The following is a 12,205-nucleotide window of genomic DNA, read 5'->3' as shown; positions in this document are numbered from 1 at the left end:
GGCTGGCGGCGACCGCCGGGGGTGTTGCACCCTGACGGAATGTCGTTGCCCGTGCACTTCGTCAACGGTCCGGCGGACGGGCTCGACCACGAGTACACGCACCTGACACGACCCCTGCCCAGCCTGTACCTGGCGGACGAGGACGACCGTTGGCGCGCGGTCTACCGGCTCGTCGAGGGCAGGCCGCTCGTACACGGCCGCTGGCAGTACTGCGCGGTGCGCGACCGCCGCTGACGCCGCCAGCCCCGGGAAGCTCCCCCGCCGGCACACCGACGGGCCTTCCGGACACCCGCGGCGATCACCCGCACGATCGACATCGCCCTACCGGATCGGGCAGGTCGGTATCCCCGCCTTCACGGGACACGTCCCGCATCTTCGCAGCTCACGAGCATGATCACGGCGTCGGCGGAGATCCGTTCGCCCAGGCTCGTTCCCCCGACGAGGCGCCGTTCGGGGCTAGACTTCGAAACCCTGTGGCCCAGGTCACCAGGCACGGCTGCGCGCCGGTCGACCTCGGCGTGGCAGCCGCGAACCGTTGTGCACGGCAAGGAGGCCGTTCTCCCATGAAGCTCGCTCTGTACCTGCCGAACTTCCGCACCGAGGTCACCGTCAAGGAACTCGAGGACCTCACCGCCCTCGCCGAGGACCTCGACCTCGACTCCGTCTGGACGCTCGACCGCATCGTCGTCCCCGAGTCCTCGGACCGCGGGGAGCTCACCTACCCGTTCGGCATGATGGAGGGCCTGCCCAACCAGCTCCCGGTCGCCGCGCGCGGCACGTTCCTCCAGGGCTTCCCGCTGATCCCCTGGCTCGCCGCGAAGACCACCAAGGTCCGGATCGGCATGAGCATCATCGACACCCCGTTCCGCGCCCCCGGCGTCCTTGCCGCAGAGCTGGCGACGATCGACCACCTCTGCAACGGCCGGCTCAACGTCGGCGTCGGCTCCGGCTGGATGCCCGAGGAGTTCGCGGCCGCGAGCGCGGCGCACATCTTCCCGAAGCGCCACAAGCACGTCCGCGAGACGATCGAGGTCATGCAGGGTGTCTGGACCAACGACATCTTCGAGTACCACGGCGAGTTCGCCGACTTCGAGCCCTGCGGCTTCGGCGCCAAGCCGGTGCAGAAGCCGCACCCGCCGATCTTCTTCTCCGGCCTGAAGGACCCGAAGCGCTCGGCGGCCCGTATCGCGAAGTACAACCTGTCGGGCTGGATCGGCATCCAGGACTCGCCCGAGGACATCAAGAACTGGCGCAGCGCCATCCAGCGCGAGCTCGACGAGCTCGACACCAAGCGTTCGGTCGACGACCTCGAGGTCTGCAGCATGCTCTGGACGGTCATCACCGACCAGGAGGTCGACCAGTCCGACCAGGGCCGTGTCACCAACCTGATGGTGGGCACCGCCGGCCAGATCACCGACCGCCTCAAGGCCTACAACGAGGCCGGGCTGACCATGCCGTTCATCTGGCCGCCGTTCGCCGACGTGCCGGTGGCGAAGACGATGGACGACCTCAAGCGTCTGCAGGAGGAGATCCTCCCGAAGGTCAACGCCTGAGTGCTGCATCCGCCGAGCTCGACGTGGGACTGGTTCGATCATGGCCCGGACCACGCTCACGTCGAGCTCGGCGCGCGGGGCGGTGACAATCACGGGGTGGAGCAGCGGCTCGGGCTCGTGCAGACCGGCGACGGCACCGGCGTGTCGTACGCGTCCGTCGGCACCGGGCGGCCGTTGGTCTACGTGTCGGGCTGGCTCACGCACCTGCAGCTGGGCTGGGAGCTGCCCGCCGAGCGCGCGCTCTACGAGTCGCTCGCGCAGGGGTGCCGGTTGGTGCGCTACGACCGCGCCGGCTGCGGGCTGTCCCCGGCCACCGACCGTCCACCGTCGCTGGAGTTCGAGCTCGAACAGCTGGCCGCGGTCACCGCGACGCTGGACGGGCCCTTCGACCTGATGGGCAGCTCCATGGGTGCTCCCGTCGCCGTGGCGTGGGCCGCGACGCACCCCGACACCGTCCGGCGTCTCGTCCTCTACGGCGGCTGGGCCCGCGGTGCCGAGGTGTCCCCGCCCGCGGTGCAGGCGCACGTCCTGGGACTGGTCGCGTCGCACTGGGGGCTCGGCTCCGACCTGATGACCGACATCTTCGCCCCCGACGCCGACGGCCCCACCCGCGCAGGCGTCGCCCGCTACCAGCGCGCCTGCTCCTCGGCCGCGACCGCGCGGGCGTTGCTCGCGCTCAGCTACGACCTCGACGTCACCGACCGGCTCCCCCACGTCCAGGCACCGACGCTCGTCGTGCACCGCGCGGACGATCGCGCCGCACCCGTCGCGCAGGCCGAAGCCCTCGCCGCGGGCATCGACGGAGCCGGGCTCGTCGTGCTGCCAGGCCGGTCGCACCTGCCCTACGCCGGTGACCGCGACGGTCTGGTCCGCGTCGTCCGCCGGTTCCTCGGTCTGTCCGTCCCCCGGCGCAGTGCCGACGGGCTGACGCCGCGCCAGCGCGAGGTCGCCGGCCTGCTCAGCCAGGGCTGCACCAACCGCGAGATCGCCGCCCGCCTCGGCATCGACGAACGGTCCGCCGAAGGGCACGTCGAACGCATCCTCCTGCGCCTGGGGTTCCGCTCCCGCGCGCAGATCGCCGCCTGGTTCAGCGCGCGGCGCGACGTCGTCTGAAGGTGGGGTGTTTCCACGCCTGACGGGGACCGCGGCCGGGCGCAGGGTGGAGCTACCGACCAGTAGCGAGGAGACACCTGTGATCGACGACGAACCGGCCCTGGCAATGACGCCGGCCTCGACGACCGGCTTCGCGGTGCACAAGGGGCGCGGGGCCTTCAACGCCGCGTTCTTCGGTGTGATGGGCCCGTACATCGAGTGGAACGTGCGCGCACACAAGCGGCGTGTCTTCGCCGACCTGCCCCCGACCGTCGTCGAGCTCGGCTCCGGGATCGGCCCCAACCTGCGGTGGATGACGCCGGGCTCGACGCTCGTCGCCGTCGAACCCAACGTCCCCATGCACCGGCGGCTGCGGGCCGCCGCCGCTCGCCACGGCGTGAACCTGGACCTGCGCGAACGGGTCGCCGAGCACACCGGGCTGCCGAACCGGAGTGTCGACTGCGTGATCTCCTCGCTGGTGCTGTGCACCGTCGCCGACCCGGCCGCCGTGCTCGCCGAGGTGCGTCGCATCCTGCGGCCCGGAGGCACCTACCGGTTCGTCGAACACATCGCCGCCCCTGCCGGCACCCCCACCCGCATACTCCAGCGGGCACTGCGCCGGCCATGGGCATGGACCTTCGAAGGCTGCTCCTGCGAGCGGGACCTGGCCGTCCCGCTGCGTGCCGCGGGGTTCTGCCGCGTCGACATCCAGCCGTACCGGCTGCACAGCCCGTTCGTCTCGTTCAACACCCAGATCGCGGGGGTCGCCCACGCCTGACCGGTTCGTCCGGAGGCGACCGCTCCGGGTAGCTTCCGCCCGCCGGGACGATTCCGACGCGAGGGGCGAACCGTTCACGCCCACCGGAGCGACCACGGAGTTGCCCCTCGACCAGCACCGGCGCCCACCGCTGGTCCCGTCTCCGGCCGTGACGCCCCCCGCGGCTGCGGCGTCCCCTCCGCACAGGCTGCCGGACCGCCGCTCTGCGAGCAGCCGGCCCGAACACGACGGAGAAGATCTTCAACTCGCTGAACAGGACCCTCGATCGAGGGGACCGCGCGGACCGACGGCCGGTGCGTGAACGTGCCCTCCCCGAACGCGACGACCTTCTGGGGCACCACGCGGAACGCCGGCGACGGCGGCACGACCCATCGGTTGTCGCCGGCACCGATGAGTTCCTGACCCCCGCCTGGTCTTCGTTGGTATGAGCAACATGGATGCCGGCACGGGCAAGGTCGTCGTGAACAGGTCGATGTCGTTGGACGGCTTCATCGCCGGTCCCGGCAACGCGATGGACTGGGTCATGACCTACGCGACGGAGTACGAGTTCTCCGAGGTCATGGCGGCCACCGGCGCGATGCTCGCCGGCCGGGTCACCCACGAGGTCGGCAAGCAGATGTCGGGCGAGCACGCCGACTACGACGGCGGGCCGCTGTTCGTCCTGACCCATCGGCCGCCGGCCGAACCGGAGGAGGGCGTCACGTACCTCAGCGGCGACCTCGCGGAGGCTGTCGCCACGGCGCGCGCCGCCGCGGGCGGGAAGAACCTGGAGATCCTCGGGGCCGACGTGGCGAGCCAGTGCCTGCGGCAGGGGCTCGTCGACGAGGTCCTGGTCTACGTGCTGCCGATCCTGCTCGGTGACGGCGTCCGCTTCTCGACGTCGGACATCGGCCGGATCGAGCTGGAGCCGCTCGAGAACAAGCAGTCGGGGCCCGTCACGTTGCTCCGCTTCCGCGTGAAGACATGACCATCGCCGCCGCGAGCTCCACTCAGCCGCAGCACGCTCCCGCCGGGTTCTCGGGCAGCCCGGCGGGCGCCCCGCACTTGCACGACGCGTCCGGCGACGCGCCGACCGGGTGCATGGAGGTCGCGTCGGGTGCGTCGGACTTCACCGTGTAGACCTCCCACGGCTCACGTCCCGGACCGTGGACCCAGACCTTGTCCTGCAGCGAATAGCAGCACGTGGTGTCGCCCTCGACCGGGGTGATCAACCCCAGGCCGGACAGGCGGCCGGTCGCGGCGTGCACCTCCTCCGTGGTCCCGACCTCGACGCCGCGGTGGTCCATGGCCGTCGGCTCGCCGGGCCGGCCCTCGATGAGGGCGAGCTTCAACGGCGGCTCGGCGACGGCGAAGTTCGCGTACCCCCGGCCGTCGCTTGGCCGGCTCCACACCGAACAGCGACCGGTAGAACTCGATCGAGCCCTCGAGGTCGGCGACCCGCTGCTGCACCCCGCTCACGGGCGAGCCGCTCGGCGCCGACCGCGCGGCCGAGCTGGCGTCGGTGTTCAAGGCGCTGGGCGACCCGGTCCGGCTGCGCCTGCTGTCGACGATCGCGTCCCACAAGGGCGGGGAGGCGTGTGTCTGCGAGCTGACCGGCGTCTTCGACCTCAGCGGCCCGACGATCTCCACCGCCTGACGGTGCTGCGCGAGGCGGGGCTTCAGCCGCGACCGCCGCGGGACGCGGGTCCATTACCGCGTGCGGCGCGAGCGCCTGCAGCAGGTGTCCGCCCTGCTCGACAGGGACCCGGTGTCGTGACGACGGTTCCGCTGCCGCGCCGGCACCTCGCCGAGGCCGTCGGGACAGCCCTGCGCGTTCCCGTCGTCGTCGGCCCCGGAATCGCCGCGACGCGGCCGTCCCCCGGGAACGTGCCCAGTCCGGGCGTCCGGCTCGGCGAGCTCGTCGCCACCACCGGCCTCGTCGCGCCCGTGTTCGCCCTCACCCGTTCAGGAGGCGCCTTGCTGTCCGCCGGCGCGGTCGACGCCTACATCGGGGCGGCCTACCGGTTCGCCTCCTCGGCCTCCTTCGCCAACCCGCCGTCACGGTCGGACGGATGTTCAGCAACACCTTCGCCGAGATCGCCCCGACCTCGGTCCTCGGCTTCGTCGTCGCACAGCTCGACGGCGCCCTCGTCGGCGCCGGCCTGGTCGCCGCCCTCTACCCCTCGCGCTCCGTCCCGCCCTCGAACCTGTCCGCCGCCCGCCAGGAGTGACTGGCCGCCCGGCTCCCCCGGCCACACCGACTACGCCGCCCGCATCGACTCCGGCACTTGGCTCACCGTCGCACACGCGGCGCGCGGTGCCGTGAGCAGCCGACAGCCCGCACCCTGACCTGCGATCGACGGACTGCTGCGACCCGGTCGTCCTCGTGGAGGGCGCCCCGGACGCCGATCCGGCAGACCGGGCCGTCCACCGGCGAGGTCTCGCCCTTCCCGCTACCCGGCTGGGATGGTGTCGGCATGACCGCCGACCCCGGGCCCGAGTACTGGCGACGTCAGCACGCGCAGCTAGAGGTGTACAACGAGCTGCTGCGGATCGTCGAGGGCGAGCCCGACCGCTTCACCGGTCTGGTCGGCGACGGCTCCGGGGAGACGATGCGCATCACGGTCCACGCCGTCGATCCGACGGTGCGCTACGACGAGCGCGTCGCGGGGCTGGTCGCCCGTGCCCCGCACGTCGACGTCGAGGTCACGTTCGTCGACAGCCGCCGGTCGCTCCGAGAACTGACCGCGATCCGTGACGACGTCGTTCACCAGAACCCGTTGCAGGAGAGCGGCCTCCGCGGGCTCGAGCTGTGGATCGACCCATCAGAGGAGACCGTGTACGTCCGGGTGGCCGACTCGGCCGTGGAGACGATCCGGCGCCGGTTCGCCCAGCACGGCGCGGCGCTGACCGTCGTCGGGAACGGCCCTGCCGACCTGTCGACGCGGCTACGACGCTTCAGCGGCTCCCGCGACGGCTGGCCGGTGCCGACGCTCGACCCCGACGACGCGGCCGGCCGGCCGGCCGAGGAGGTGGCCACGCTCTACCGCAGCGAGGGCTTCGACGTGGTCATCGTCCACCTCGAGGATCCGTTCGGGCTCGAGACGAAGCTCGACCCCCGCCGCATCACGCTGCTCGTCCACGACGGCAGGATCGTCGACGCCGCGCAGTCCTGACCCGGGTCGTCGGCAGCGTGGGCCCGGCGTCAGCGGCCGGCGAGCCACTCGTCGAGGTGGACCGTGACGGTGTCGCCGACACCCTTGCCGATCGCCTTCCGGATCGCGGCCGACACCGGCAGTTCGTGCGTACCGTCGCCGAGGGCCGTGAACGAGCTCCCGGAACGGGTGCCCGTCGATGGTGCCACGCACCTTGACCAGCCCGTGAGTGCCGAAGAACTCCACCGACCAGCCGGTGCACAGGTGGATCCAGCCGCCCGGGGCGTCGCTCTTCTCCAGGGTCCCGGTGAACGTGTGGTCGAGGGCGCGGGTGTCGCTGTCGCTCACAGTGGTCTCCTCCGTCGAATGTTGCACTGCCACCGATGAGACCGCCCCGTGATCGCCGTTCGTGGGCGGATGCGCGACGAACACGGCCCTCATCCGCCGGAACCAGCGATCGGCCGGCAGTCCGGAGCAGTGACGATGCTCCGTTTCCACTGCAGACGTGGTCGGGCCGACGGCCCCAAGGATCCCGACATGACCTCTGCGCTCGACGACACGATGCCCGACGGCCGGCGCCGCTGGCTGGACCGGCAACACGTCGTCGCCCCGCACAGCACCCCGGAGATCGACGCGGCCGGGACCGACGCCGGCCGCCACCTGGGTCATGTCCGGGCAGTCGGACGGCGCCCCACCGACACTGTGCTAGACGAGCCCCTCACAGCTGTCCCGGTTGAGTTCACGCCGACGCCGCTGCTCCGTCCGGGCGGCGACGTCAGCGGCTGAGCCGGTGGCCCTCGCGGCGCGCCGTGGGCAGCCGGCACTCGGCAGCACGACGACGTCCGAACGCGTCGCGGGTGGCGCCTGCAACTTGGTGCGTCTACACTTACCGTTCGTGGCGGCTTACGGAGAATCGACGCTGGGCCTGCTCGGGGACCCGAGTCGCCGTGCGATCTTCGAGCTGCTCGCGCGCCGGCCGTGCTCGGTTCAGGAACTCGCCGACGCGCTCCCGATCAGTCGGCCCGCCGTGTCCCAACACCTTCGAGTGCTGCGTGAGGGAGGCCTGGTCGTCAGCGAAGCCGACGGCACTCGACGCATCCATCGTCTCGATCCCGATGGCGTGACCGCGCTGCGGGCGTGGCTGGACGGGGTGTGGAGTGATGCCCTGACCGGCTTTCACAAGCTCGCCGAGACGCCCCCGGACGTCTCGGACGAACCGCTGGAGGGGAACTCATGACCGACGTCGCTCCGATCCCACCCATCACCGGCACCGTCTCGCTCACGATCCCGGTCGAGCGTGCGTTCGAGGTCTTCACGCAGTCGATCAACTCGTGGTGGCCGCACCAGTTCCACATCGGCACCGCCGATGTCGACGAGGTCGTACTGGAGTCCCGGGTCGGCGGGCGCTGGTACGAGCGCGGTGTCGACGGCAGCGAATGCGACTGGGGTCGGGTCCTGGCCTGGGAGCCCCCGCACCGGCTGCTGTTCACCTGGCAGATCAACGGGTCCTGGCAGTTCGACCCCGATCCCGACCACGCCAGTGAGATCGAGGCGTCGTTCCGCCCGGACGGCTCCGGGACCGTCGTCGAGGTCGAGCACCGGCTCTTCGAGCGCCTCGCCGGCGGCCAGGCCATCAACGACGCGATCAACGGTGGCGGCGGATGGGCGCTGCTGCTCGACGGCTACGCCAAGGCGGTGGCCGAACAATGAGCCCGGCCGGTCGGCCCGACTACATGGCGATGGCGACCGCGGAACGCGCCGAGCTCGCCGACCTCCTCATCTCCCTCACCACCGATCAGTGGGACGCACCGACCCTCTGCGCGGACTGGCGGGTCCGCGACGTGGTCGCGCACATGTTCAGCTACGACGTGCTGTCCCCGCTGGGGACGGTCGGACGGATGGTCAAGGGCCGGATGGTGTCCGGCGGTCCGAACGCGCTGGGCACAGCCGCCTACGCCGACCGGACCCCGGACCAGCTCGTCGCCCTGGTCAAGGACCACCTCCGCCCGCGCGGGCTCACGGCGGGGTTCGGCGGCCGGATCGCCCTGTGCGACGGGACCATCCACCACCAGGACATCCGCCGTCCCCTCGGGCTCCCGCGGGACATCCCCGGCAACCGGATGCACGCCGTCCTGGAGTTCGCCAAGACGGCGCCGTTGATCCACTCCAAGAAGCGCATCGCGGGGCTGACGGTGGCCGCCACCGACCTGGACTGGCGAACCGGGGACGGGCCGCTCGTCGAGGGACCGGCCGAGTCACTCCTCATGGCCCTCGCCGGACGACACGGCATCACCGACGAGCTCTCCGGCCCCGGACTGCCGATCCTCGTGCAGCGCATCGTCTGAGTCAGCCGCCCGGGCGCCTCTGAACCGGGTGCCCGGGATCCGGCTGCGCACGGTCGTCGCGCAGGGACCGGATCATGCTCCGCAGGATCCGGAGCGCGTCCGACTGCTCGGTCTCCGTCATTCCTCGCAGCATTCCGACCTCGACGGACCGGACCGCCACGGTCGCCTTCTCCAGGTTCCGCCGACCGCGAGGCGTGAGCCGTGCGGGAAGAACCTTCCCGACGGCCGCCTCCGCGGGCCTGGTCACCCAGCCCTCCTGCTCCAGGGCCTGGAGCAGGACGTTCATCGACTGCCGCGTCACGAACGCGCCCCGCGCCAGCTCCGAGTTCGACAGGCCCGGGCGCTGGGCCAGCAGCTCGAGGCAGGAGTAGCGCGTCACGTTCATCCCGAGCGGCCGAAGCACGTCCTCCATCGCTGCGCGCAGCGCGCTCGAGGCCTCCTTCAGCAGGTAACCCAGCGACGTCTCCAGGTCGACACCGTCTTGACGCATGTCAGGATTCTGACATACATTGCCCATGTCAGAAAGCTGACACGAGACGAACACGAAGGAGCATCACCCATGCCCGTCACCGGCCCCGACTTCATCTCGCTCCAGGCGAGCGACCTCGCTGCCTCACAGGCCTTCTACGAGCAGTACCTCGGCCTCGTCCGCTCACCGGCCGGACCTCCGCACGCCGTCGTCTTCGAGACGAAGCCGATCGCGTTCGCGCTCCGCGACGTCGTCCCCGGCACCGATCTCGCATCCGCCGCCCATCCCGGCATCGGTGCGGCGATCTGGCTCCACGCCACCGACGTCCAGGCCATCCACGACGCACTCGTCACCGACGGGCACGTCATCGTCGCCGCACCGATCGACGGCCCCTTCGGCCGGACGTTCACCTTCGCCGACCCCGACGGCTACCGGATCACCCTCCACGACCGCGCCTGACACCCTCGGCCGTCTCCGTCGACGGTCACACCTGCTCCCCTCCGGACCGCTCGAACTCGTCGACGCCGAGGGCGAAGTCCCAGTGGCCCACCCCGTTACCAGCGAGTCCGACCGTGACCAGGCCCATTCCCTCCAGCCAGTGCGCCATCGCCAGGCCGCCGACGTCCAGTGGGCGCAGCCCGATGCCCTCGACGAACTCCTTCACGCTCGCCTTCGCCTGCGCACTGTCGGCGGCGATGAACACATCGGGTCGGCCGTTCTCCAGGACGTTTCGGAAGATCGTGTTGAACGCCTTCACGACGTCGGCGCCGCCCGGCGCCACCTCGGCCACCTTCTGCGCGACGGAGGTCTCCTCACTGTGGGCCAGGCCGTCGAACGTGGCGTTGAAGGGGTTGCTGATGTCGACGACGACCTTGCCCGCGAGCGCGTCGCCGTAGGCGATGACGGCCGGGACGACAGCGTCGTGCAGCAGGGCCGTGATCACGATGTCCCCGGCCGGGACGGCACCCCACTCCCCCGCCGTGGCGCCGAGAGCCTCGGCCAGGCCGTCGGCCTTGGCCTGATCGCGACCCATGACCTCGACCGCGTTGCCGCCCGCTATCGCCAGCGTGCCGATGGCCCGGGCCATGTTGCCCGTGCCGATGATGGTGATGCTGCTCATGAGGTCTCCTCGTGTGCGCGAGGGGTAAGTCAGATCGCAGTGGTGCCGCCGTCGGCGACCAGTTCCAGACCGTTGACGCAGCTGGAGTCGTCGAAGGCGAGCAGCAGGGGCGACGTTATGTACACCGAGCTGTTTCCACAACGTAGCGACCTGTCCGGCCAGCGCGCAAGCTATGTACACCGATAAGTACCCGCCGGGCTAGACTGGCGCCATGCCGGAGTTGGAGAAAGGCCCCCAGGGCCAGCGTCGCGGCAGGGGTGCACGCGAGCGCATCCTCGGCGCGTCCCAGCAGCTGTTCCGCGACCAAGGCATCAACCGCACCGGCATGGACCAGCTCTGCGCGGTGGCCCAGGTGTCCAAGCGGACGGCCTACCAGCACTTCGCCAACAAGGACGAGCTCGTCGCCGAATACCTGCGCCGGTTCGATCCCGACGTCATGTCCGGGGTGTTCGACCGCACCGACCTCACGCCCCGCGAACGGCTCCTCGCCGCCTTCGAGATGCCGGCGTCCACGCCCCTGTGCCCCTACATCGCGGCGGCGGTCGAGCTCCACGACCCCCGGCATCCCGCCGCCGAGTACGCACGCGAGTACAAGATCGCCATCGCCGCGCGGCTCACCGTCACCGCCCGCGAAGCCGGCGCCACCGATCCCGAACAGCTCGGTGAGCAGCTGGCGCTGCTCATCGACGGCGCCTCGGCCCGCACCCGGGTCCTCGGGAGCGAGTGCTTCTCCACCGCCGCCGCCATCGCCGCCGCCCTCATCGACAACGCGATCCCCTCACCGGCTCCACCGCAGCCCGGCGGCGACCGCGTGACCACCGGGCCGGCTCCGGTTCCAGCCGGAGACCGATGACAGCCCGGGCGGGCCTCAAGGGCGGGGCGAAAGCAGGCCGGCCGGACCCGGGACGATCACGAGTCGGGCATGAGACCGCTGGTCAGAGCCTGATCTCCTGGCGCGGGACGCAGGTGCCCCCGGTGGGATTCGAACCCACACTGTGACCCTTTTAAGGGGAACCATGATCAACGTGCGAAAGCGTCTCTGACCTGCGGCTGAGTCGTTCCCTCCGCGCTCACCGCCCGAACATTGGCACGTATTCGGCGCGGACCACCCGACCGGACCACTCGTCGCCCTTCCAACGCTGGTTCCTGGTGGTGATCTCCTCGCGGCGCGGGTTCCACCCTTCCGGCCCGCCGGCCGGGGTGCAAGGCATGCTGTCCCGCCTTGTGCCCCGGCCGGCGGGCCGGTAGCCGTCTCGGCGCGCCGTGGGGAGGTCAGCACCCCCGCCGCACCTACCCTGATCTCTGAGCGGTGCCGGGTTCGGGCGGAGCCCGGGTCCTACTCTGTCGTCGTGCGGTCCCGCTTCGTTCGATATGAGAGTCCGCTAGTCAACGAGCACGGGCGGCACACCGGCATCTTTGGGCTAGCGAATGGCTTGGCTCGGGCTGGCGTCCTGTCGGAGACGGATCAGGCCTTCTGGGAGGCCAACAACACATGGTTCGACAAGTCGCTGACGTACCCGCCGGCAGCTGTCTACGACCGGGCGACGAATCCTCTGGCTGCGTCGTGGTTCAAGGCGTCCGCGGCTGAGTTCCTGGCGCCGGTCCCGGGGTATCTCGCGCTGCTGGCGCGGCATTCAGTCGCCTGCGTGGAGCGCTGGTCTGACGATCCCGGTCGCGTCGTCTATGAGGACGAGCACCAGGTTGTGGTCGTGCC

At 70.9% G+C, this 12,205-nt stretch carries 17 protein-coding genes and 2 pseudogenes; 15 read left to right on the top strand and 4 right to left on the bottom strand.

Going from position 1 to position 12,205, the window contains the following annotated elements:
- Positions 1 to 39 precede the first annotated feature (39 nt).
- From TOK_RS30520 to TOK_RS30500, 5 genes are all read left to right on the top strand, one after another.
- Positions 40 to 234 (top strand): hypothetical protein, encoded by a 195-nt coding sequence (locus TOK_RS30520; protein WP_098961449.1) that lies wholly within the window; start codon positions 40 to 42, stop codon positions 232 to 234.
- 329 nt (positions 235 to 563) lie between these two features.
- A complete protein-coding gene (locus tag TOK_RS30515; protein WP_098961448.1) occupies positions 564 to 1,553 on the top strand; it encodes an LLM class flavin-dependent oxidoreductase in 990 nt (329 codons plus the stop codon).
- A 96-nt stretch (positions 1,554 to 1,649) separates the two neighbouring features.
- A complete protein-coding gene (locus TOK_RS30510) occupies positions 1,650 to 2,666 on the top strand; it encodes an alpha/beta fold hydrolase (protein WP_098961595.1) in 1,017 nt (338 codons plus the stop codon).
- Between the two features lie 79 nt (positions 2,667 to 2,745).
- Complete coding sequence (locus TOK_RS30505; protein WP_253258758.1) at positions 2,746 to 3,423, top strand: class I SAM-dependent methyltransferase; 678 nt, start codon at positions 2,746 to 2,748, stop codon at positions 3,421 to 3,423.
- Positions 3,424 to 3,847: 424 nt separating this feature from the next.
- The gene (locus TOK_RS30500; protein ID WP_098961447.1) at positions 3,848 to 4,390 is read left to right on the top strand and encodes a dihydrofolate reductase family protein; all 543 of its coding nucleotides are present in this window, start codon (positions 3,848 to 3,850) and stop codon (positions 4,388 to 4,390) included.
- A 22-nt stretch (positions 4,391 to 4,412) separates the two neighbouring features.
- Here the strand turns inward: TOK_RS30500 and TOK_RS30495 are convergent.
- Positions 4,413 to 4,881 (bottom strand): annotated as a pseudogene (locus TOK_RS30495) (ArsI/CadI family heavy metal resistance metalloenzyme).
- Here TOK_RS30495 and TOK_RS35630 point away from each other — a divergent pair.
- The 3 genes and pseudogenes from TOK_RS35630 (at position 4,838) to TOK_RS30480 (ending at position 6,578) form a co-directional block, all read left to right on the top strand.
- A pseudogene (locus TOK_RS35630) lies at positions 4,838 to 5,179 on the top strand (ArsR/SmtB family transcription factor). The pseudogenes TOK_RS30495 and TOK_RS35630 sit on opposite strands and share 44 nt — an antisense overlap.
- Positions 5,180 to 5,474: 295 nt before the next feature.
- Complete coding sequence (locus TOK_RS33665) at positions 5,475 to 5,633, top strand: hypothetical protein (RefSeq protein ID WP_216362162.1); 159 nt, start codon at positions 5,475 to 5,477, stop codon at positions 5,631 to 5,633.
- Between the two features lie 246 nt (positions 5,634 to 5,879).
- Positions 5,880 to 6,578, top strand: coding sequence for a hypothetical protein (locus tag TOK_RS30480; protein WP_141566632.1), 699 nt, complete (start codon positions 5,880 to 5,882; stop codon positions 6,576 to 6,578).
- A 29-nt stretch (positions 6,579 to 6,607) separates the two neighbouring features.
- Here TOK_RS30480 and TOK_RS35625 read toward each other — a convergent pair whose 3' ends face one another.
- Positions 6,608 to 6,766 (bottom strand): DUF1905 domain-containing protein, encoded by a 159-nt coding sequence (locus TOK_RS35625; protein ID WP_374754951.1) that lies wholly within the window; start codon positions 6,764 to 6,766, stop codon positions 6,608 to 6,610.
- Positions 6,767 to 7,094: 328 nt separating this feature from the next.
- Between TOK_RS35625 and TOK_RS30470 the strand changes: the two genes are divergently transcribed.
- The 4 genes from TOK_RS30470 to TOK_RS30455 all read left to right on the top strand — a co-directional run bounded on the left by TOK_RS30470 (position 7,095) and on the right by TOK_RS30455 (position 8,902).
- Positions 7,095 to 7,343 carry a hypothetical protein gene (locus TOK_RS30470; protein ID WP_098961445.1) on the top strand — a complete coding sequence of 83 codons (249 nt, stop codon included), beginning with the start codon at positions 7,095 to 7,097 and terminating at the stop codon, positions 7,341 to 7,343.
- 109 nt (positions 7,344 to 7,452) lie between these two features.
- On the top strand, positions 7,453 to 7,794 hold the full coding sequence (locus tag TOK_RS30465; RefSeq protein WP_098961593.1) for a helix-turn-helix transcriptional regulator: 342 nt from the start codon (positions 7,453 to 7,455) through the stop codon (positions 7,792 to 7,794).
- The gene (locus tag TOK_RS30460) at positions 7,791 to 8,267 is read left to right on the top strand and encodes an SRPBCC family protein (RefSeq protein ID WP_098961444.1); all 477 of its coding nucleotides are present in this window, start codon (positions 7,791 to 7,793) and stop codon (positions 8,265 to 8,267) included. The genes TOK_RS30465 and TOK_RS30460 overlap by 4 nt, the downstream gene beginning before the upstream one ends.
- Complete coding sequence (locus tag TOK_RS30455) at positions 8,264 to 8,902, top strand: maleylpyruvate isomerase family mycothiol-dependent enzyme (RefSeq protein ID WP_253258757.1); 639 nt, start codon at positions 8,264 to 8,266, stop codon at positions 8,900 to 8,902. The genes TOK_RS30460 and TOK_RS30455 overlap by 4 nt, the downstream gene beginning before the upstream one ends.
- 1 nt (position 8,903) lies before the next feature.
- On the opposite strand, the gene TOK_RS30450 is transcribed toward TOK_RS30455, so the two are convergent.
- Positions 8,904 to 9,392 carry a MarR family winged helix-turn-helix transcriptional regulator gene (locus TOK_RS30450; protein WP_098961443.1) on the bottom strand — a complete coding sequence of 163 codons (489 nt, stop codon included), beginning with the start codon at positions 9,390 to 9,392 and terminating at the stop codon, positions 8,904 to 8,906.
- Between the two features lie 69 nt (positions 9,393 to 9,461).
- Between TOK_RS30450 and TOK_RS30445 the strand changes: the two genes are divergently transcribed.
- Positions 9,462 to 9,830, top strand: coding sequence for a VOC family protein (locus TOK_RS30445; RefSeq protein WP_098961442.1), 369 nt, complete (start codon positions 9,462 to 9,464; stop codon positions 9,828 to 9,830).
- A 25-nt stretch (positions 9,831 to 9,855) separates the two neighbouring features.
- On the opposite strand, the gene TOK_RS30440 is transcribed toward TOK_RS30445, so the two are convergent.
- The gene (locus TOK_RS30440; RefSeq protein WP_098961441.1) at positions 9,856 to 10,491 is read right to left on the bottom strand and encodes an NADPH-dependent F420 reductase; all 636 of its coding nucleotides are present in this window, start codon (positions 10,489 to 10,491) and stop codon (positions 9,856 to 9,858) included.
- A 211-nt stretch (positions 10,492 to 10,702) separates the two neighbouring features.
- Here TOK_RS30440 and TOK_RS30435 point away from each other — a divergent pair, with 211 nt between their 5' ends.
- Positions 10,703 to 11,344 (top strand): TetR/AcrR family transcriptional regulator, encoded by a 642-nt coding sequence (locus TOK_RS30435; RefSeq protein WP_098961440.1) that lies wholly within the window; start codon positions 10,703 to 10,705, stop codon positions 11,342 to 11,344.
- A gap of 496 nt (positions 11,345 to 11,840) precedes the next feature.
- Positions 11,841 to 12,205, top strand: a 365-nt coding sequence (locus tag TOK_RS30430; RefSeq protein WP_098961591.1) for a hypothetical protein, incomplete at its 3' end; no start/stop codon positions are given.

Origin of the sequence: Pseudonocardia sp. N23, from assembly GCF_002583555.1 — a bacterium.
Taxonomy (GTDB): domain Bacteria; phylum Actinomycetota; class Actinomycetes; order Mycobacteriales; family Pseudonocardiaceae; genus Pseudonocardia.
This window is presented reverse-complemented; position numbering and strand designations above follow the sequence as displayed.

Bases quoted from the DNA above. Each gene is read 5' to 3' on its own strand.
- TOK_RS30520 (WP_098961449.1), top strand. From the start codon at position 40: ATGTCGTTGCCCGTGCACTTCGTCAACGGTCCGGCGGACGGGCTCGAC.
- TOK_RS30515 (WP_098961448.1), top strand. From the start codon at position 564: ATGAAGCTCGCTCTGTACCTGCCGAACTTCCGCACCGAGGTCACCGTC.
- TOK_RS30500 (WP_098961447.1), top strand. From the start codon at position 3,848: ATGAGCAACATGGATGCCGGCACGGGCAAGGTCGTCGTGAACAGGTCG.
- TOK_RS33665 (WP_216362162.1), top strand. From the start codon at position 5,475: ATGTTCAGCAACACCTTCGCCGAGATCGCCCCGACCTCGGTCCTCGGC.
- TOK_RS30480 (WP_141566632.1), top strand. From the start codon at position 5,880: ATGACCGCCGACCCCGGGCCCGAGTACTGGCGACGTCAGCACGCGCAG.
- TOK_RS30470 (WP_098961445.1), top strand. From the start codon at position 7,095: ATGACCTCTGCGCTCGACGACACGATGCCCGACGGCCGGCGCCGCTGG.
- TOK_RS30460 (WP_098961444.1), top strand. From the start codon at position 7,791: ATGACCGACGTCGCTCCGATCCCACCCATCACCGGCACCGTCTCGCTC.
- TOK_RS30455 (WP_253258757.1), top strand. From the start codon at position 8,264: ATGAGCCCGGCCGGTCGGCCCGACTACATGGCGATGGCGACCGCGGAA.
- TOK_RS30450 (WP_098961443.1), bottom strand. From the start codon at position 9,392: ATGCGTCAAGACGGTGTCGACCTGGAGACGTCGCTGGGTTACCTGCTG.
- TOK_RS30445 (WP_098961442.1), top strand. From the start codon at position 9,462: ATGCCCGTCACCGGCCCCGACTTCATCTCGCTCCAGGCGAGCGACCTC.
- TOK_RS30440 (WP_098961441.1), bottom strand. From the start codon at position 10,491: ATGAGCAGCATCACCATCATCGGCACGGGCAACATGGCCCGGGCCATC.
- TOK_RS30435 (WP_098961440.1), top strand. From the start codon at position 10,703: ATGCCGGAGTTGGAGAAAGGCCCCCAGGGCCAGCGTCGCGGCAGGGGT.